Annotated in this window: 17 protein-coding genes; 4 read left to right on the top strand and 13 right to left on the bottom strand. The window is 63.7% G+C overall.

All coding sequences use genetic code 11. The features are described 5' to 3' along the window. Positions 1–32 precede the first annotated feature (32 nt). Positions 33–620 carry a deaminase gene (locus GB927_RS06595; RefSeq protein WP_256115868.1) on the top strand — a complete coding sequence of 196 codons (588 nt, stop codon included), beginning with the start codon at positions 33–35 and terminating at the stop codon, positions 618–620. A gap of 9 nt (positions 621–629) precedes the next feature. Beyond that, positions 630–1,481, top strand: a complete 852-nt coding sequence (mazG, locus tag GB927_RS06590) for a nucleoside triphosphate pyrophosphohydrolase (protein ID WP_256115867.1) — start codon at positions 630–632, stop codon at positions 1,479–1,481. A 7-nt stretch (positions 1,482–1,488) separates the two neighbouring features. Here mazG and hflX read toward each other — a convergent pair whose 3' ends face one another. The 9 genes from hflX to dusB form a co-directional block, all read right to left on the bottom strand. After that, positions 1,489–2,811 carry a GTPase HflX gene (hflX, locus tag GB927_RS06585; RefSeq protein WP_256115866.1) on the bottom strand — a complete coding sequence of 441 codons (1,323 nt, stop codon included), beginning with the start codon at positions 2,809–2,811 and terminating at the stop codon, positions 1,489–1,491. Positions 2,812–2,888: 77 nt separating this feature from the next. Then, a complete protein-coding gene (hfq, locus tag GB927_RS06580; RefSeq protein WP_023514954.1) occupies positions 2,889–3,131 on the bottom strand; it encodes an RNA chaperone Hfq in 243 nt (80 codons plus the stop codon). A 98-nt stretch (positions 3,132–3,229) separates the two neighbouring features. Then, the gene (locus GB927_RS06575; RefSeq protein ID WP_256115865.1) at positions 3,230–4,093 is read right to left on the bottom strand and encodes a D-amino-acid transaminase; all 864 of its coding nucleotides are present in this window, start codon (positions 4,091–4,093) and stop codon (positions 3,230–3,232) included. An 8-nt stretch (positions 4,094–4,101) separates the two neighbouring features. Next, positions 4,102–5,478: a Trk system potassium transporter TrkA gene (trkA, locus tag GB927_RS06570; RefSeq protein ID WP_256115864.1), complete on the bottom strand. Its 1,377-nt coding sequence runs from the start codon at positions 5,476–5,478 to the stop codon at positions 4,102–4,104. A gap of 30 nt (positions 5,479–5,508) precedes the next feature. After that, entirely contained in the window at positions 5,509–6,873 is a 1,365-nt protein-coding gene (gene ntrX, locus GB927_RS06565; protein ID WP_256115863.1) for a nitrogen assimilation response regulator NtrX, read from the bottom strand. Beyond that, positions 6,863–9,133, bottom strand: coding sequence for a sensor histidine kinase NtrY-like (locus GB927_RS06560; RefSeq protein ID WP_256116184.1), 2,271 nt, complete (start codon positions 9,131–9,133; stop codon positions 6,863–6,865). Before GB927_RS06560 ends, ntrX begins: the two co-directional genes overlap by 11 nt. 208 nt (positions 9,134–9,341) lie before the next feature. Beyond that, complete coding sequence (gene ntrC, locus GB927_RS06555) at positions 9,342–10,796, bottom strand: nitrogen regulation protein NR(I) (RefSeq protein WP_256115862.1); 1,455 nt, start codon at positions 10,794–10,796, stop codon at positions 9,342–9,344. Next, positions 10,796–11,941 (bottom strand): two-component system sensor histidine kinase NtrB, encoded by a 1,146-nt coding sequence (locus tag GB927_RS06550; RefSeq protein ID WP_256115861.1) that lies wholly within the window; start codon positions 11,939–11,941, stop codon positions 10,796–10,798. The genes ntrC and GB927_RS06550 overlap by 1 nt, the downstream gene beginning before the upstream one ends. Then, entirely contained in the window at positions 11,938–12,963 is a 1,026-nt protein-coding gene (gene dusB, locus GB927_RS06545) for a tRNA dihydrouridine synthase DusB (RefSeq protein ID WP_256115860.1), read from the bottom strand. The genes GB927_RS06550 and dusB overlap by 4 nt, the downstream gene beginning before the upstream one ends. A gap of 145 nt (positions 12,964–13,108) precedes the next feature. Between dusB and GB927_RS06540 the strand changes: the two genes are divergently transcribed. After that, positions 13,109–14,320: a bifunctional 2-C-methyl-D-erythritol 4-phosphate cytidylyltransferase/2-C-methyl-D-erythritol 2,4-cyclodiphosphate synthase gene (locus GB927_RS06540; RefSeq protein ID WP_256115859.1), complete on the top strand. Its 1,212-nt coding sequence runs from the start codon at positions 13,109–13,111 to the stop codon at positions 14,318–14,320. A gap of 2 nt (positions 14,321–14,322) precedes the next feature. Continuing rightward, positions 14,323–14,817 (top strand): CinA family protein, encoded by a 495-nt coding sequence (locus tag GB927_RS06535; RefSeq protein WP_256116183.1) that lies wholly within the window; start codon positions 14,323–14,325, stop codon positions 14,815–14,817. On the opposite strand, the gene GB927_RS06530 is transcribed toward GB927_RS06535, so the two are convergent. The 4 genes from GB927_RS06530 to lipA form a co-directional block, all read right to left on the bottom strand. After that, the gene (locus GB927_RS06530; RefSeq protein WP_256115858.1) at positions 14,814–15,623 is read right to left on the bottom strand and encodes a hypothetical protein; all 810 of its coding nucleotides are present in this window, start codon (positions 15,621–15,623) and stop codon (positions 14,814–14,816) included. The genes GB927_RS06535 and GB927_RS06530 overlap by 4 nt on opposite strands. 31 nt (positions 15,624–15,654) lie before the next feature. Beyond that, the gene (locus tag GB927_RS06525; RefSeq protein ID WP_256115857.1) at positions 15,655–16,107 is read right to left on the bottom strand and encodes a type II toxin-antitoxin system RatA family toxin; all 453 of its coding nucleotides are present in this window, start codon (positions 16,105–16,107) and stop codon (positions 15,655–15,657) included. 9 nt (positions 16,108–16,116) lie between these two features. Beyond that, complete coding sequence (locus GB927_RS06520; protein WP_256115856.1) at positions 16,117–16,683, bottom strand: P-loop NTPase family protein; 567 nt, start codon at positions 16,681–16,683, stop codon at positions 16,117–16,119. A gap of 73 nt (positions 16,684–16,756) precedes the next feature. Further along, entirely contained in the window at positions 16,757–17,734 is a 978-nt protein-coding gene (gene lipA, locus GB927_RS06515; RefSeq protein WP_256115855.1) for a lipoyl synthase, read from the bottom strand. Positions 17,735–17,761 lie beyond the last annotated feature (27 nt).

Here is a 17,761-nt window from a genome sequence, read left to right as displayed (position 1 = left end):
GATGCGCCATAAGACCAACCGGGATTCCCATCATGGATCAGGCTGCCCTCGCAAAGCGCCTTCTCGACGTCATCGAATTCGACATCCTGCCGCTGACGCGCGACGGCGTGGCCGCCGGCAACAAGGTGTTTGGCGCAGCGATCCTGAACAAATCCGACCTCTCGCTGGTGCTGGCCGAAACCAACAACGAGACGGAAAACCCGCTCTGGCACGGCGAAGTTCACACGCTGAAACGGTTTTACGAACGCGCGGAAAAGCCGGACACGAAGGACCTGGTCTTCCTCTCCACGCACGAGCCCTGCTCCATGTGCCTTTCGGCGATCACCTGGGCCGGCTTCGACAATTTCTATTACTTTTTCAGCCACGAAGATTCGCGCGACGCCTTTGCCATCCCGCACGACCTGCGCATCCTGAAGGAGGTCTTCCGGCTCGATCCGGGCGGCTACGCCAAGACCAACGCCTTCTGGCGCTCCGCCGCCATCGCCGATTTCATCGCGACCTCGGATGAAGCCGCCAAGGCGGATCTTCAAAGACAGGACGCCGAAATCCGCGCGGCCTATGACGGATTGTCGGAAAGCTACCAGTCCGGTAAGGCCGGCAACAGCATCCCGCTGAACTGAGTGACAGCCATGGAACCGAGCCGCGAGATAGAACGCCTGATCGAGATCATGGCGGCGCTGCGCCAGCCGGAGACCGGCTGCCCCTGGGATGTCGTCCAGACCTTCGAGACGATCAAACCCTATACGATCGAGGAGGCCTACGAGGTCGCCGATGCGATCGAGCGAAACGACATGGACGACCTCTGCGAGGAGTTGGGCGACCTGTTGTTGCAGGTGGTTTTCCACGCCCGGATGGCGGAAGAGCGCGGCGATTTCGATTTCGGCAGCGTCGTTGAGGCCGTCACGCGCAAAATGATTCGCCGCCATCCGCATGTCTTCGCCCGCTCGGATGCGGACACGCCCGAAGCGGTGAAGCTGCAATGGGACGACATCAAGCAGGCGGAAAAGCGCGAGCGCAAGGAGCGGCGCGCCAAGCGCGGGCTGCCGGAGGATCCGTTGCGCGGCCATCTCGGCTCCGTGCAACGCTCTTTCCCGGCGCTGGTCGAGGCGCTGAAACTTCAGGAACGCGCCGCCAAGGTCGGCTTCGACTGGTCGGAACCCGCCCCCATTCTCGACAAGATCGAGGAAGAAATCGGCGAATTGCGCGAGGCGCTGCGCAATGACGACCAGGCGGCCGTCGCCGACGAGCTTGGCGACCTGATCTTTGCTTTGGTCAATATCGGCCGCCATGTCGGCGCCGATCCGGAAATGGCGCTGCGCGGCACGAACACAAAATTTCGCAACCGCTTCTCCCATATCGAGGACAGCCTCGCCGCAAACGGCGAAAGCCTCGAAGCGGCGACGCTGGAGCGCATGGAAGAACTGTGGCAGGCGGCCAAGCAGATCGAGCGCAGCTTGGGTGACGCAACGTCAAAAGAGTGACGTAACGTCAGCGTTCCCAGTCTTCGCGTGCAGTCCTCTGCCCAATGCCGAGGCGGCGGTCGAGTTCGGCGGCTTCGGTTTCGGTCAGCCGCAGTTCCAGCCGCACATTGCCGTCTTCCATATCCTCGCGGTGATCGACGATCGAATGATCGTAAATCCACGGCAGCAGCTGTAGCTGCATCACCGGCACGACGATATCACGATCGACGAGCACGCCGGAAAGCCGCTGGTTGATCTCGGCCAGCAGCGTATCGACACCCTCGCCCGAAATCGCGGAGACGGCAATGACGTTCGGCTGCGTCTCCGCCTTCTGCACGAGCGCGGCGCGCCCCTCCCGCTCCAGCCGGTCGATCTTGTTCCAGACTTCGAGGATACGCTCCGCGCCGTCCTTCTCGTCGATACCGAGGTCGGTGAGAATGCGCAGCACGTCCGCCGATTGCGCGCCGTTGTCCGGGTCGGACATGTCGCGCACATGCAGGATGAGATCGGCTTCCAGCACCTCTTCCAGCGTCGCGCGGAAGGCGGCGACGAGATGGGTCGGCAGGTTGGAGATGAAGCCAACGGTATCCGACAGGATGACGGTGCGGCCCTGCGGCAGCTTCATGCGGCGCAGCGTCGGGTCAAGTGTGGCGAAGAGCATGTCTTCGGCCAGCACGCCTGCCCCGGTGATGCGGTTGAACAGCGTCGACTTGCCGGCATTGGTATAGCCGACGAGCGCCACGATCGGATGCGGCACCTTCTTGCGCTTGGAGCGGTGAAGCTGGCGGGTGCGGCGCACCTGCTCCAGTTCGCGCTCCAGCTTGATGATCTTGTCCTGCAGCAGCCGGCGGTCGGCTTCGATCTGCGTTTCACCCGGACCGCCCATGAAGCCCGCCCCACCGCGCTGGCGTTCAAGGTGGGTCCAGCTACGCACCAGCCGGCCCTTCTGGTAGTTGAGATGCGCAAGCTCGACCTGCAACGTGCCTTCCTTGGTGGAGGCGCGGCGGCCGAAGATTTCGAGGATCAGGCCCGTGCGGTCGATGACCTTGGCGTTCCATTCCTTTTCGAGGTTACGCTGCTGCACCGGCGTCAGCGGATGGTCGACGATGACGAGACCGGCATCGTTTTCATCGAGCGCCGCCTTGATCTCCGCAATCTTGCCGCTGCCGAGCAGCGTGCCGGGCTTCGGCTGGCTGACGGGTACGAGCGCCGAATGGGTGATGGTGAGGTCGATCGCCCGCGCAAGGCCGATGGCCTCTTCCAGCCGTGCCTCTTCCGAGCGCGCCATGGCGCCCTGGTCGGACTGGCCGCGTGCGCCCTTCAAGACGGGGGCGATCACGACAGCGCGCATATCGTCCCGGTGCTTTTCAGCTTCCGGAACGATGGAATCCTTGTTTGAATCGGATTTTTTAATTTTCGTGGGTCCTGTCAGGAGCCGCTTTCCTCGGTCTCGAACATCTGCAACGGCTGGCCCGGCATGATGGTGGAGATCGCGTGTTTGTACACGAGCTGCGAATGACCGTCGCGACGGAGCAGCACACAGAAATTGTCGAACGACGTGACAACCCCGGTCAGCTTGACCCCGTTGATGAGAAAGATCGTGAGAGAAATCTTTTGCTTGCGAACGGTATTAAGAAAAAGATCCTGCAGGTTCTGAGAACGTTCCGCCATCGCGCCGCTTCTTTCTGATTGCCGGCCCTTGAGACCGGTTGCCTGAAAATAAATTGTCCCCTTGCCCGGCAGAAACTGCCGGACCGTCGATTTTGGTATCAAATCGCAGTCTTCTCCGCAACGGCGAAAAAGGCTTCGCGGATTTTCTGCGCCGTCATGCCGGGATGGCCGTTGGCGATGGTCACGCCATCGACGGAAACGACCGGCAGGCAGATCGTCGTGGCGCCGGTGACGAAGATTTCCCGCGCTTCCAGCATCTCCGCTACGGAGAATCGGCGCTCGGTGACCGGCAGGCCAAGCCTTTCCGCGACATCCAGGAGCGTCCTGCGGGTGATGCCGCTAAGAATGCCATGGTCCGCCGGGCGAGTGACGAGGTTTCCGGCCTTGTCGACGATCCAGAGATTCGTCGCGCCACCCTCGGTTACATTGCCCTCGCCGTCCACAAAAATCGCCTCCTGCGCGCCCGCCTCCTTCGCCTGCTGGCGTGCCAGAACGTTCGGCAGCAGGCCGACGGTCTTGATGTCTACCCGGCCCCAGCGGTTGTCCTCGACGGTTATCGCCGTGATTCCCGTCGCATATTTCGCGGCATTCACCGCCGGATTCAGGCTCTTCGCCGTAACGACCAGCGAGGCCCGCACATCCGGCGACGGAAAGACGTGGTCGCGCTTGGCGACGCCGCGCGTTACCTGGAGATAGACCATGCCGTTAACGACATGGTTGCGGCGCAGCACCTGCCGCATGATTCCCGAAAGTGCTGCGCGCGGCATGGGCGGGCGGATGCGGATTTCACTAAGCGAGCGATCAAGCCGGTCGAGATGGCGCGTGAGATCGACGATAAAGCCGCGCTGCACCTGGCAGACCTCGTAGACCGCGTCCGCAAAGACGAAGCCCCGGTCCTCGATATGCACCGCGGCATCGGCATGGCGGACATAGCGGCCGTTGACATAGGCGATACGCGGCATCGGAGATCCTAGAAATACTGAATGCTGACGCGGAAGAGCTGCTCGACATGGCGCACGGCCGCGGCGGCGGCGAACAGCACGACGCGATCCTTCGCCTTGATCTTCGTGTCGCCATCCGGGCGGATCACCGTCTTGTCGCGATAGATCGCGCCGATGCGAATACCGGGCGGCAGTTCAAGCTCGCGTAGCGGCTTGCCGACAAGCGGGGAAGTCTCCAGCGCTTCCGCCTCGATCACTTCCGCAGACCCCTTTTGCACCGCATAGACCGAGCGGATTCGGCCCTTGCGGACATGTTGCAGGATGCCGGAGATCGTCACGGCGCGTGGATTGATATGCGCATCGATGCCGAGCGTCTTGGTGAAATCCTGGTAGCTCGGATCGTTGATCAAAACGAGGTTCTGCTTGCAGCCGAGGCGCTTGGCCATCACGCTGCCCAGAATGTTGATCTGGTCGTTGTTGGTCAGCGCCACGATCAGGTCGGCATCCTGGATATCGGCCTGCAACAGCATCTTCTGGTCGAGCGCCGAGCCGTGCAGCACGACGGTGTTTCGCAGCTTGTCGGCGACCGCCACCGCGCGCTCGCGGTCGTTTTCGATGATCTTCAGCCGGGTCTTCGGCTGGTAATCCTCGATCGCCTTGGCGACGAAATAGCCGATATTGCCGCCGCCGGCGATGACGATTCGGGCTGCTTCCTGCTCCTCATGGCCGAACAGCGCCAGTGTGCGCCGCACATGCCCCTTGTCGCAGACCACATAGGCGAGATCGCCGGAATGCAGCTGGTCCGAGGAATTCGGCACGAAGAGCTTTCCATTGGAAAAGATGCCGGTAACGGTGGCGTTCAGGTCCGGAAAGAGTTCACTCAGTTGCTTCAGCGGCGTCTCGACGACCGGGCAATCCTCCATGCACTCGATCGCCACCATCACGATGCGGTCGTCGGCAAAGCGCACGACATCCGTCGCGCCCGGGAATGAGATGCGCCGCAGCACCATCTTGCCCACCTCGACTTCCGGCGAGATGGTGACGTCGATCGGCATATGTTCGCGCGAAAACAGGTCGGAATATTCCGGCGCGAGATAACTTTGCGACCGAATGCGCGCGATCTTGGTCGGCACATTGAACAGTGAATGGGCCACCTGGCAGGCGACCATGTTGATCTCGTCGAACAGCGTGACGGCGATCAGCATGTCCGCCTGGTCGGCGCCGGCCTTCGCCAGCACCTCCGGATGCGCGCCATGGCCGACGATGCCGCTGACATCCAGCGTCTCGGTGATAGCGGCGATCAGCGACGGCTGCGTGTCGATCACCGAGACGTCGTTGCCCTCCTCCGAGAGACGCTCTGCGATACCGTAACCGACGCGACCGGCGCCGCAGATGATGACCTTCATGCCCAAGAATCCCTCAAAACCCTGAGGGCCTTATACGCCAAGCGATTTCAGTTTGCGATGGAGCGCGGAACGTTCCATGCCGACGAATTCGGCCGTGCGGGAAATGTTGCCGCCGAAGCGGTTGATCTGGGCGATGAGATAGTCGCGTTCGAACATTTCGCGCGCCTCGCGCAGCGGCAGCGTCATGATGTGCTGGTCGCCCTGCGTCGAAATCTTCGGCAGCATGTCGCCCACTTCCGTCGGCAGCATGTCGGCGGTGATCGCCGTGTCCGGACCGTCGCTGCGGGCGAGAATCATCAGCCGCTCGATATTGTTGCGCAACTGGCGGATATTTCCGGGCCAGTCGTGCGCCTGGAGCACGGCCAGCGCGTCATCACCGATTTTTCGCGCGCGGATGCCGGCCTGTTCGCTGATCTGGCGCATGAACATGTCAACGAGGAAGGGAATGTCCTCGCGCCGCTCGGCGAGCGGCGGCACGCGCACTGGCACCACGGCGAGGCGGTGATAAAGGTCTTCGCGGAAACCGCCCTCGGCGATCAGGCTTTCGAGATTATAGGCGGTGGACGAGATGATGCGCACATCCACCTTCACCCGCTTCGAGCCGCCGACGCGCTCGAACTGCTGGTCGACCAGCACGCGCAAAATCTTGTTCTGCGTCTCGCGCGGCATTTCGCCGATCTCGTCGAGATAGAGGATGCCGCCGTGCGATTCCTCCAGCGCGCCCGTTTTTCGCGACTGGCCGGGCGTGCCTTCGGTGCCGAAGAGGGCCACCTCCATGCGCTCCGGCGTGATCGCCGCCGCGTTCAGCACCACGAACGGACCGGCAGCGCGGCTCGACTTGCGATGGATCATGCGTGCCACCAGCTCCTTGCCGGAGCCGGAGGGGCCGAGGATCATGATGCGGCTGTTGGTCGGCGAGACCTTGTCGATCGTCTGGCGCAACTGCGAGACGGCGACGGAGGTGCCGATCAGCTCGGCCGGATCGCCGGATCGCTTCTTCAGCTCCGTCACCTCGCGGCGCAGCTTCGAATTCTCCAGCGCCCGCTCGGCGATGAGAATCAGCCGGTCGGCTTTGAACGGCTTCTCGATGAAATCGTAGGCGCCACGGCGGATCGCCGAAACTGCGGTCTCGATGTTGCCGTGACCGGAGATCATCACCACCGGCAGGTCCGGATGGCGGCTCTTGATCTCGTCGAGAAGCGCCAGCCCGTCGAGCTTGCTGCCCTGCATCCAGATGTCGAGGAAGACGAGACGCGGCACGCGGTCGCTGATGGCGGCCAGCGCGCTGTCGCTGTCATAGGCCGTGCGCGTCTCATGGCCCTCGTCGGATAGAATGCCGGAGACGATCTCGCGAATGTCCTGTTCGTCGTCCACCACAAGAATATCAGACGCCATGGCTCACTTCCTTGCTCTTATTGTCCGCATCGACGGCCGCCGTTTCCTCGTAGGGCAGGATCACGCGGATCATCGCCCCATGGCCGTTGTCGAAATCCGCAGGCGCGTCATGCAGTTCCAGCTGCCCGCCATGGTCTTCGATAATCTTCTTCACGATGGCGAGGCCAAGCCCCGTGCCCTTGTCGCGCATCGTCATATAGGGTTCGAGAATCCGGTGCCGGTTCTCCATCGGCAAACCCTTGCCGTTGTCAATCACATCAACGACGAACCGCCGTCCTGCGTCGTCGGGCGTCGCCCGCACGAGGACCTTGCGCTCATCGCGCGTCACGTCGGGCGGCAATGCCTCGATCGCCTCCACCGCATTCTTGATGAGGTTGCCGAAGGCCTGGCCGAGCATGCGCGCATCGAAAAGACCTTCGAGCGGCTCGTCGCCAAAATCCTTGCGGAAGACGACATGGTTGTTGCCCATCTCGCGCAGGAAAACCGCGTCCTTCAGGATGTTGCGCAGGTCCGAGCGTTCCTTGGTCGGCTTGGGCATGCGCGCGAAAGCGGAGAATTCATCGACCATGCGGCCGATATCCTCGACCTGGCGCACGATCGTATCCGTACACTGGTCGAAGACCGCGCGGTCTTCCTGGTCGATCTGCTTGCCATATCGCCGGCGAATGCGCTCGGCGGAAAGCTGGATCGGCGTCAGCGGGTTCTTGATCTCGTGCGCGATGCGCCGCGCCACATCCGCCCAGGCGGTCGAGCGCTGCGCGATGACGAGATCGGTAATGTCATCGATGGTCACGACGTAGGAATCCTTGGCGTCCTTCGCCTCTTCGCGGGTCACCTGCACGTTCAGCGTCCGCTCCTTGCCGCCATGCATGATGTTGATCTGCTTGCGGTAATTGTTGCGGTGGCGGGTGGATCCCTCCGCCAGCACGGCCGCGATTTCCGGCGCCACGTCCGTCAGCGGCTGGCCGATCAGGTCGTTGGCATTGCGCCCCAGCAGGATTTCCGCCGAGAGGTTGGCGATCGTCATGCGCCCGTCGTCCTCGACGCCGATGACGGCGGCCGTGACGCCGGACAGCACCGCCTCGATGAAGCGGCGACGGTGGTCGACCTCGTCCTTCGCGTCGAGAATCTGGTCCTGCTGCGCGCGAATTTCCGCGATCATCTTGTTGAAGGTGCGCGAGAGGTTACCGACGTCGCCATCCGCCGTGCGCACCGGCACGCTGACGTCGAGATTGCCGGAGGCCACGCTGTCCGCAGCACCGATCAGCTGGCGGATCGGCCGCACGATACGGTCGGCAACCGCGATCGCCGTCCAGATCGCGGCGAGCAGCACGATCAGCGCGAAGCCGAGATAGAGCACGCCGAAGGCGATCTGCAGGGTCGTGCGCCCGGCTTCCAGCGCGCGGTACTCCGCCGTGTTCTCCTCCATCAGCCGCATGGAGCGCATGACTTCCGGATCGACCGTGCGGATCGTATAGAGGAAGGCGTCGGGAATGTTGTCGAGCTTGATGATGGCGCCGACGAGGTTGGTCGTGCCCGGCGGGATCAGCGTCGGCTGGCCGGCGGCGGACGCCTTCAGCGCATCCTCCGGCACCGCCGGCAGCGGATTTTCGATCTGGATGTTCGCCTGCAGAATCGTCGAGCCATCGGCGCGCAGCAGGAAGGCGCCGAGCATGTTGCGCCCGCGTGCCTGCCGCGTCATCAGCTCGATGAAACCCGTGCGGTCGAGGCTGTAGAGCTGGCGGTTGCGGTCGAGGTCGTTGGCCATCGAGGCCGTCTGGCCCTGCAAATAGCTCGCATTTTCCAGCACATAGGCCTGCGCCACGTTGAGCGACGAGCTGACAATCGACTGGGTGCGGATGGAGAACCAGCGGTCGAGGCCGACATCGAGCGTGATGGAGGCGAAGATCGCCACGAGCACCGCGGGCGTGATCGCGACGATGGAGAAAAGCGCCACGATGCGCACATGCAGCCGCGCGGCCGCACGGCCACGGCTGCGGGCGCGCAGCAGCCGCAAAATCTCACGGCCGATCAGGAACATCAGGCCGACGATGAACACTGCATTGATCGCCGCCGAGGCGATGACGACATTGGCTTCCGGCTTGATCGGCGTCAGGCCGAGCAGGATGAACAGCGAGATCGTCGCGGCAACGAGCGCACCGCCCGCAAGCACCAGGCCCGGCAAGGCGAAGGAGGCGCGCCGGTCGGCACCCGTTCCCTTCTCATTTCCGCTCGAAAGCAGGCTCACGCCGTCCGTCATCTGCCGCATCGCTTCCCCACCGTACACCCTGGAAAGGTGCCGGCGTTGTTCTCGTGTTTTGGGAGTAGCGCCGACCGCGCGAGGAACCGGCCGCTTGTCGCACCCGGATCCATGACGATCAGGCACGCGGACCTATTCGGCCGCAAAACCCCTCTGTTACCCTCAAGCAACAGATTGTGGCCAAAATGCAACGCCGCTTGCCGTTAAGTCAAGCAGAGCGCGAACTTCTGTACACAGATACACCCAGTTCGCGAATTTTCTTGCGCAGCGTGTTGCGGTTGAGGCCAAGCAGATCGGCCGCCTTGATCTGGTTGCCGCGCGTGGCGGTAAGTGCGGCCAGAATCAGCGGGTATTCCACCTCGGCCAGCACGCGGTCATAGAGCCCGGCCGGCGGCAGCCCATCGCCAAAACTCGAAAAATATTGCCGCATGTTTTCCTCGACCGCCTGAGAGATCGAGAGCGAGCCGCCGCGCACCACGGTCTTTTCGATCGGGCTGTCCGGAATATCGGCGCGCAGCTCCGTCTCGATGATCTCGCGGGAGATGACATCCTGCGGATAGAGCGCGGTCAGACGGCGCACGACGTTTTCCAGCTCGCGCACGTTGCCCGGCCATGGATGCGCCTTCATCAGCTCCAGCGCCTCCTGGTCGAAGCGCTTGGCGTCGAGCCCTTCCTTCTCCGCCTGCTGCACGAAATGGCGCACGAGATCGGGAATATCCTCCGCCCGGTCGCGCAAAGGCGGCAGGCGCAGCGGCACGACGTTCAGGCGGTAATAGAGGTCCTCGCGGAAAAGGCCCTGGTTGATCGACTGCTTCAGGTCCTTGTTGGTTGCTGCGACGATTCGGACATCGGTGCGGATGGGCGTACGGCCGCCGACGGTGGTGTATTCGCCCTGCTGGAGCACGCGCAGAAGCCGCGTCTGCGCGTCCATCGGCATGTCGCCGATCTCGTCGAGGAACAGCGTGCCGCCCTCGGCCTGCTCGAAGCGGCCGGTCGAGCGCGTCTGCGCGCCGGTGAAGGCGCCCTTCTCGTGGCCGAACAGTTCCGATTCGATGAGGTCGCGCGGGATCGCCGCCATGTTGATCGCGACGAACGGGCCGTTGCGGCGCTTGCCGTAGTCGTGCAGCGCGCGGGCGACGAGCTCCTTGCCGGTGCCCGATTCGCCGGTGATCATCAGCGTCAGGTCCGTCTGCATGAGACGGGCGAGCACGCGGTAGATTTCCTGCATCGCCGCCGAGCGGCCGACAAGCGGCATGCCGTCCTGCGTGTCGTCGTCGAGGCGGGCGGGCTTGCGCTTCGGCTCGGACAGCGCCCGGCCGATGATTGCGATCAGTTCGGTGAGGTCGAACGGCTTCGGCAGGTAGTCGTACGCGCCCTTCTCCGAAGCCTTGATCGCCGTCATGAAGGTGTTTTGCGCACTCATCACCAGCACTGGCAGGTCCGGCCTCGCCTTCTTGATGCGCGGCAATAGGTCGAAGGCGTTTTCGTCCGGCATCACGACGTCGGTGACGACGATGTCGCCCTCGCCGGCGGCAATCCAGCGCCAGAGCGTCGCAGCGTTGGAGGTAATGCGCACGTCATATCCGGCGCGGCTCAGTGCCTGATTGAGAACCGTGCGGATCGCGGCATCGTCATCGGCAACGAGGACTGTGGCGCCTGTCATCAGATATGTCCTTTGGTCTTGGGAAAGTCGTCGTCTTCGCTGACGCCGCGCGACGCCGGCATCAGCACGCGGAAGGTGGTGCGGCTACCCTGGCTGTCGCATTCCACGATGCCGCCATGGCCGCCGATGATTTTTGCAACGAGCGCAAGGCCGAGGCCGGAGCCGTTGGTCTTGGTCGTGATGAAGGGATCGAAAAGATGCGGCAGCAGGTCCGACGGCACGCCCGGCCCGTTGTCATGCACGCAGAATTCCAGCGGCAGCGAGATCTTTTCCCGCGTGCCGGCCACCGAAAGCCGGATGCCCGGCCGATAGGCGGTGGTGAGCTGGATTTCGCCATCCGGCCGGTCGCCGATCGCTTCCGAGGCGTTCTTGATGAGGTTCAGGAAGACCTGCACGAGCTGGTCGCGGTTGGCGAAGACCGGTGGCAGCGACGGATCGTAAAGCTCGGTGATCTTGATGTTGCGCGCAAAACCCGCCCGGGCGACGACCTTCACATGGTCGAGCACGGCATGGATGTTGAGCGGCACGCGATCGACCGGCCGCTCGTCGGAAAACACCTCCATGCGATCGACCAGCGAGACGATGCGGTCGGTCTCCTCGCAGATCAGCCGCGTCAGCGCCCGGTCCTCGTCGGTGACTGAGGTTTCGAGAAGCTGCGCCGCGCCGCGAATGCCGGACAGCGGGTTCTTGATCTCGTGCGCCAGCATGGAGGCGAGCCCCGTCACCGAGCGCGCAGCACCGCGATGGGTCAGTTGCCGGTCGATCTTGTCCGCCATGGAGCGTTCCTGGATGACGATCACCACCGAACCCGGCTCGGTCGTCACCGGCGCCACATAGATATCGACGAGCTTTTCCGCCCCCAGCCGCGGCGAAGAGAGATCGACGCGATATTCGCTGACGGGCGCCTTGCGCTCGCGCACCTGGTCGATCAGCGTCAGGAGCGGGCTGCCGAAGGGAATGACGGTGGAGACGTTGTGGCGGGCGAGATGGCTGGCGCTCGCGCCGAAAAACGATTCGGCCTCCCAATTGGCAAAGGCGATCAGGCCGCTCGCATCGACGAGGATCACAGGGTTCTGGATAGCGTTGAGCACGGCGAGCGCCAGTTCGGGTGCTGCGGCATGCGGCTCTCCGGTCTTTCCCGTCATGCAGCCTCCCCGAGTTTTGCAGCTTGATCGCCAAGCAGCGCGGCCGCCAGGCGCTCGGCGACGAAATCGCTGTCGCGCGCCGTCATGATCTCCGCCTTTGTCGCGCCCGGCAGGCCCGGTGCAAAACGCTCCAGATACCAGCCGACATGTTTTCGCGCATGGCGCAGCCCCGCCTCGACGCCGTAGAAATCGAGCATCATGCGGTAGTGCTCCACCGCCACCGCGGCAATCTCTTCCGTCGACGGGTGCGCGTACGCGCCGGCAAGCACCGCGGGATGCCACGGCCGGCCCTGCGCCGAGCGGCCGACCATCACGGCATCGGCTCCGGAACGCCGCAGGATCTCCTCGGCGTCCGCCGCCGTCTCCACATCGCCGTTCGCGACGAGCGGGATCGACAGGACATCACGAACCGCGCGGATCGCGTCCCAGTCGGCCCGGCCCTCGTAGAACTGCATGCGCGTGCGTCCATGTACCGTGATCATCGCGGCCCCCGCCGCCTCGGCGCGCTGGGCGATATGCGGCGCATTGATCGAATCGTGATCCCAGCCAAGCCGCATCTTCACCGTCACCGGCACACTCACCGCGTTCACAGTCGCCTCGATCAGGCCCAGCGCGTGATCCGGGTCGCGCATCAGGGCGGAACCGGAATAACCGCCGATTACCTTCTTGGCGGGGCAGCCCATATTGATGTCGATGATATCGGCGCCCTCGCCCTCGGCGATTTTCGCCGCTTCCGCCATCCAGTGCGCCTCGCGGCCGGCAAGCTGCACCATATGCGGCCGGATGCCGCAATTGCGGATGCGCGACCAGCTTTCGCGCGCATTCAGCGCCAGTTCGCGGCTCGCCACCATCTCCGTCACCACCAGCCCCGCGCCAAACCGCCAGGCGAGATCGCGGAACGGCAGGTCCGTCACGCCGGACATCGGCGCCAGCACGACCCGGTTCCGGAGGGTCCGGCCGCCGATCGCGAGGGGCGCTGACAGGGTGGGGATCGTCAAATGCTCATCTTTCAAGCAGGTCATCTCTTTGCACTATTTTTAGCCATTGTTGACGTTCTTGCCAAGCCGCAATCACATCGGACTGCATTTTTCCCCGGGACGCTGGAATTGCGGCTTCCTTCCGGCTAAACCGACCAAAACGCTTTGAAATGGGAGATGTAGAACCGAAATGCTGGCGGAAAAGACGCTATCCTGCGGCGTGGTGATCGTTGCCGCCGGGCGCGGCGAGCGGGCGGGCAGCCACGCCGAAGGCCCCAAGCAGTATCGCCGCATCGGCGGAAGGCCGGTCATCTCCCATACGCTCGATCTCTTTGTCAATTGGCAGCCGGCCCGGCGTATCGTGGTCGTGATACACAAGGATGACGAGGCGCTGTTCGAGACGGCCCGCGCCGCCGCCCTCCCCGCCGGCGACCGCCTCACGGTCGTACACGGCGGCGCGACGCGCCAGCAATCCGTGCTCGCCGGCCTCGAAGCGCTCGCCGACGAGGACATCACCCATGTCCTCATCCAGGATGCCGTGCGCCCCTTCGTCGAGCCCGCCATGCTGGAGCGTACGCTGGCCGCCTTCCACAACGGCGCGCGCGCCGTGCTGCCCGCCGTCGCCGTCGCCGATACGCTGAAGCGCGCGGATGCCAACGGCAATGTCGCCGAAACCGTCTCCCGCTCCGGCCTCTTCGCCGCCCAGACGCCGCAATCCTTCCACTTCGCCGCGATCCTCGAAGCCCACCGCCGCGCAAGCGTCTCCGGCCACGACGATTTCACCGACGATGCCGCCATTGCCGAATGGGCGGGCGTGCGCGTGCATCTCGTCGAAGGCAGCGCCGGCAACGTCAAGCTTACATTGCAGAAGGATATCGCCATGGCCGACCAGCGCCTTTCCCACGGCCTGCCGGATGTGCGCACCGGAAACGGATACGACGTGCACCAGCTCGTCGAAGGCGACGGCGTAACGCTCTGCGGCATCTTCATCCCGCATGACCAGAAGCTCTCCGGCCATTCCGACGCCGACGTGGCCCTGCATGCGCTGACCGACGCCCTGCTCGCCACCTGCGGCGCCGGCGATATCGGCGACCATTTTCCGCCGTCCGACATGCAGTGGAAGGGCGCAGCCTCGCGCATCTTCCTCGAACACGCCGCGGCCATCGTGCGCAAGAACGGCGGCACGATCATGAATGCCGACGTCTCGCTGATCGCCGAAGCCCCAAAAATCGGCCCGCACCGCGAGACGATGCGCAAAAACCTTTCCGACATGCTCGGCATCTCGCTCGATCGCTGTTCGGTCAAAGCCACGACCAACGAAAAGATCGGCTTCGTCGGCCGGCGCGAGGGCATTGCGGCCATCGCCACCGCCACCGTCGTCTACAGGGGAACCGACGCATGAGCATCTGGCCGAAGGACATCGAGGATACAGCCCGCGGCATCGTCGCCGATTTCACCGAGCGCCAGCTCCTGATCGCCACCGCCGAATCCTGCACGGCAGGCCTCATTGCCGGTGCCATCACCGAAATCTCCGGCTCCTCCAGTGTCTTCGACCGCGGCTTCGTCACCTATTCCAACGAGGCGAAGCGCGAGATGATCGGCGTCGCCAACGCGACGCTGAAGGCGCACGGTGCCGTCTCACGAGAGACCGCCCTCGAAATGGCACAGGGCGCCATCGGAAACTCCGGCGCCAACATCTCCGTCGCCGTCACCGGCATCGCCGGCCCCGGCGGCGGCTCGGATGAAAAGCCGATCGGTCTCGTTCATCTCGCCGCCGCGCGTACTGGCTACGAGACGCTGCATCGGGAAATGCGCTACGGCGATATCGGCCGCAGTGCCGTCCGGCTTGCGACGGTGCGCACCGCGCTGGAAATGCTGATCGAGATATCGCAGGATTAATTCGGGCAGAGCGAATAGATGTTCATGGCGAAATTCGCCTCATAGAGCGCCGTATCTCCCCAGAAAGCCTGGCCCGCTGGAAAATTCTTCGCGAGGAACGCATCGACGAGCGCCCTCTGCTTTTCGGCGAGCGCCTTGTACTCCGGTGTCTTGCGCTTTTCGCTCACGCATTTCGTGAAATCCGGAATGGGGCTTGTCCGCTCCACGAAAAGCGCCTCGAAATCGCTGGAACTCAAGGCCTTGCCGATCTCGACAGCACCGATCTTGCGGGCCGCCTGTGCGTACAGCACGATATCGAACGTCTCGACATGGAAAAAATCGCCGAGGCGCCGGTCCTCGTCGCCAAGTTCAGCCCCTTCGACGGTATAGGCCTTGCCGACGAGCTTGTAGCCGCTCACCTCGAAGGCCAAGCGCGCCGAGACCTTCACTTTGAGCGCCTTCTCGCGCTCCGGTTTCTGGTCCTTGAAGAGCGGAGGCTGCAGCGTCTCCGTGTCCACGATGCGCATCTCACCGCCGACGTCGACCGCCGCCGGATCGGAGGAATAGGCGTGGCGCGCGTTGTAGAAGGCCAGCATTTCCGCTTCGCGGGTGGGGAAGAAGGCGCGATCCAGATAAACCGGATTTCGAGGCAAGCCATCCTCTCTGCCCTGGATTGTCATCTTCACATCCGGCCCGATACGATAACTGCCGGCGAGCGGCCGGTTCTGTTCGTCGAGAAGAAGAATGTAGTCTCCCGGCGCTTCCTGCGCGGACGCAGGCGTGCAGATGAAGGCGATCAGGACGAAGGGAGCGAACCGGGTGATCATAACCCGGTAACGGGCGAGCCGATCGAAAAATTCAGCCGGCGGTATAGATCGCCGCCGCCCGCTTTTCGAAAGCGTCGGTGAACATGCGGAAGGCGCGGTCGAACATCGAGCCCATCAGCGCGCCGAGAATGCGGCTCTTGAACTCGTAGTCGATGAAGAAATGCACGTTGCAGCCGCCATCCGGCAGCGGCTCGAAGCGCCAGCGGTTGTCGAGATAGCGGAAAGGCCCGTCGAGATATTTGACGTCGATCGCGCGCTCCGCCCGGTTGAGCAGCACCTGCGTGGTAAAGGTCTCGCGGATCGCCTTGTAACCGACGGTCATGTCGGCGACGAGCAGTTCCTTGCCGTCGCGCTCCTTGCGCGAGCGCACGGAAAGCCCTTCGCAGAGCGGCAGGAACTCCGGATAGCGCTCGACATCGGCGATGAGGTCGAACATCTGGTCGGGCGTATGGGGAACCGGGCGGCGCGTTTCGAACTGAGGCATGGCCGAGAGCTAATAAACCTCGCCGATCCTGGCAAGTAGCTGCCGGTTCTCCGCCCGCGATTTCAACACGCAAACCGGCACATCGGGACCATAAGCCGCAAGATTCTCCAGGATTTCCGGGCTTTCCGTCTTCTCGAAGTTCCAGACATAGGTCAGGAACTCCCGGCTGAGCCGCTCCGGACATCCATCCGCCATCTCCGGCCGCGACTGTCCGCGCAGTTTCAGCCAGCGCGAGAGCACGCCATAGAGCGACACCCAGCGGGGCGGTCGAAGCCAGAGCACGAGATGGGTGCGCGGCAGGCGCAGCGCCAGCGTACCGGGGCTGGTGCCGTCGATGATCCAGCGCTCCCGGGCCGCGAATGCCGCGAGAAGAGCCCGTGCCTCCGCCCGCGGCCGCGGTTGCCAGCCGGGCAGCCAGAAGATTTCCCGGTCCATCGAGACGTAGGGCAGACCAAGCCGGCGCCCGAGCTTTTGCGCCAGCGTGCTCTTGCCGCTGCCCGAGCAGCCGATCACCAGCACACGCTCCGCGGTTTTCAGCTGCGCTGCTGCTTCCTCCATCGTGATCGATACCGTCATCGCCACCCCCCCGAAACGAAAAGCCCCGCCGTCTTGCGGGACGGCGGGGCTTAAAGGAAGGTGGCGGAAAAGTCTATTCCGCGGCGGCCAGAACCTTGCGCTCGCGGGCGGCGCGAAGCCGGGCGAAATCATCGCCGGCATGGTGCGAGGAACGCGTCAGCGGGCTCGACGAGACCATCAGGAAACCCTTGCTGTAGGCGACCGTCTCGTAGGACTTGAACTCTTCCGGCGTCACGAAGCTCATGACGGCATGGTGCTTGCGGGTCGGCTGGAGATACTGGCCGATGGTCAGGAAGTCGACGTCGGCGGTGCGCAGGTCGTCCATCAGCTGGAGCACTTCGTTGCGCTCCTCGCCGAGGCCCACCATGATGCCCGACTTGGTGAACATGGTCGGGTCCAGTTCCTTCACGCGCTGCAACAGGCGGACGGAGTGGAAATAGCGCGCACCCGGACGAACCGTCAGGTAGTTGCCCGGCACGGTCTCCATGTTGTGGTTGAACACGTCGGGCTTGGCGGCGACGACGCGCTCCAAGGCACCGGGCTTCTTCAGGAAGTCGGGCGTGAGGATTTCGATCGTCGTCAGCGGCGAGGCCGCGCGGATCGCCCAGATCACCTTCTCGAAATGTTCGGCGCCGCCGTCGGCGAGATCGTCACGGTCCACCGAGGTGATGACGACATGCGACAGGCCCATCTGCTTGACGGCCTTGGCGACGTTTTCCGGCTCCGCCATGTCGAGGGCGTTCGGCTTGCCTGTCGCCACGTTGCAGAAGGCACAGGCGCGGGTACAGATCTCGCCCATGATCATGAAGGTGGCGTGCTTCTTGTCCCAGCACTCGCCGATATTCGGGCAGCCCGCCTCTTCGCACACCGTCACCAGCTTGTGGCTGCGCACGAGATCACGCGTCTCCTGGTAGCCCTTGGAAACCGGCGCGCGCACGCGGATCCATTCCGGCTTGCGCAGCACTTCCGTGTCCGGCCGGTTGGCCTTTTCCGGATGGCGCACCCGCTTGGCATCGGGCGAAGGATTTGTGCGGTCGAGAATCGTGACCATGTCGTTTCCACTTTCCTGGCGAGCTCA

Source organism: Shinella lacus (assembly GCF_010994755.1).
In the GTDB taxonomy this organism is placed as follows: Bacteria; Pseudomonadota; Alphaproteobacteria; order Rhizobiales; family Rhizobiaceae; genus Shinella; species Shinella lacus.
Note: the sequence above shows the minus strand (reverse complement) of the source record. Positions and strands in the feature narration are given on the sequence as shown.

What these genes read in the sequence shown, in the direction of transcription:
- dusB (WP_256115860.1), bottom strand. Translation starts at nt 12,963, where the DNA reads ATGACCTGCTTGAAAGATGAGCATTTGACGATCCCCACCCTGTCAGCG.
- GB927_RS06550 (WP_256115861.1), bottom strand. Translation starts at nt 11,941, where the DNA reads ATGACGGGAAAGACCGGAGAGCCGCATGCCGCAGCACCCGAACTGGCG.
- hflX (WP_256115866.1), bottom strand. Translation starts at nt 2,811, where the DNA reads ATGCGCGCTGTCGTGATCGCCCCCGTCTTGAAGGGCGCACGCGGCCAG.
- trkA (WP_256115864.1), bottom strand. Translation starts at nt 5,478, where the DNA reads ATGAAGGTCATCATCTGCGGCGCCGGTCGCGTCGGTTACGGTATCGCA.
- hfq (WP_023514954.1), bottom strand. Translation starts at nt 3,131, where the DNA reads ATGGCGGAACGTTCTCAGAACCTGCAGGATCTTTTTCTTAATACCGTT.
- ntrX (WP_256115863.1), bottom strand. Translation starts at nt 6,873, where the DNA reads ATGGCGTCTGATATTCTTGTGGTGGACGACGAACAGGACATTCGCGAG.
- GB927_RS06560 (WP_256116184.1), bottom strand. Translation starts at nt 9,133, where the DNA reads ATGACGGACGGCGTGAGCCTGCTTTCGAGCGGAAATGAGAAGGGAACG.
- GB927_RS06540 (WP_256115859.1), top strand. Translation starts at nt 13,109, where the DNA reads ATGCTGGCGGAAAAGACGCTATCCTGCGGCGTGGTGATCGTTGCCGCC.
- GB927_RS06525 (WP_256115857.1), bottom strand. Translation starts at nt 16,107, where the DNA reads ATGCCTCAGTTCGAAACGCGCCGCCCGGTTCCCCATACGCCCGACCAG.
- mazG (WP_256115867.1), top strand. Translation starts at nt 630, where the DNA reads ATGGAACCGAGCCGCGAGATAGAACGCCTGATCGAGATCATGGCGGCG.
- lipA (WP_256115855.1), bottom strand. Translation starts at nt 17,734, where the DNA reads ATGGTCACGATTCTCGACCGCACAAATCCTTCGCCCGATGCCAAGCGG.
- GB927_RS06530 (WP_256115858.1), bottom strand. Translation starts at nt 15,623, where the DNA reads ATGATCACCCGGTTCGCTCCCTTCGTCCTGATCGCCTTCATCTGCACG.
- GB927_RS06520 (WP_256115856.1), bottom strand. Translation starts at nt 16,683, where the DNA reads ATGACGGTATCGATCACGATGGAGGAAGCAGCAGCGCAGCTGAAAACC.
- ntrC (WP_256115862.1), bottom strand. Translation starts at nt 10,796, where the DNA reads ATGACAGGCGCCACAGTCCTCGTTGCCGATGACGATGCCGCGATCCGC.
- GB927_RS06595 (WP_256115868.1), top strand. Translation starts at nt 33, where the DNA reads ATGGATCAGGCTGCCCTCGCAAAGCGCCTTCTCGACGTCATCGAATTC.
- GB927_RS06575 (WP_256115865.1), bottom strand. Translation starts at nt 4,093, where the DNA reads ATGCCGCGTATCGCCTATGTCAACGGCCGCTATGTCCGCCATGCCGAT.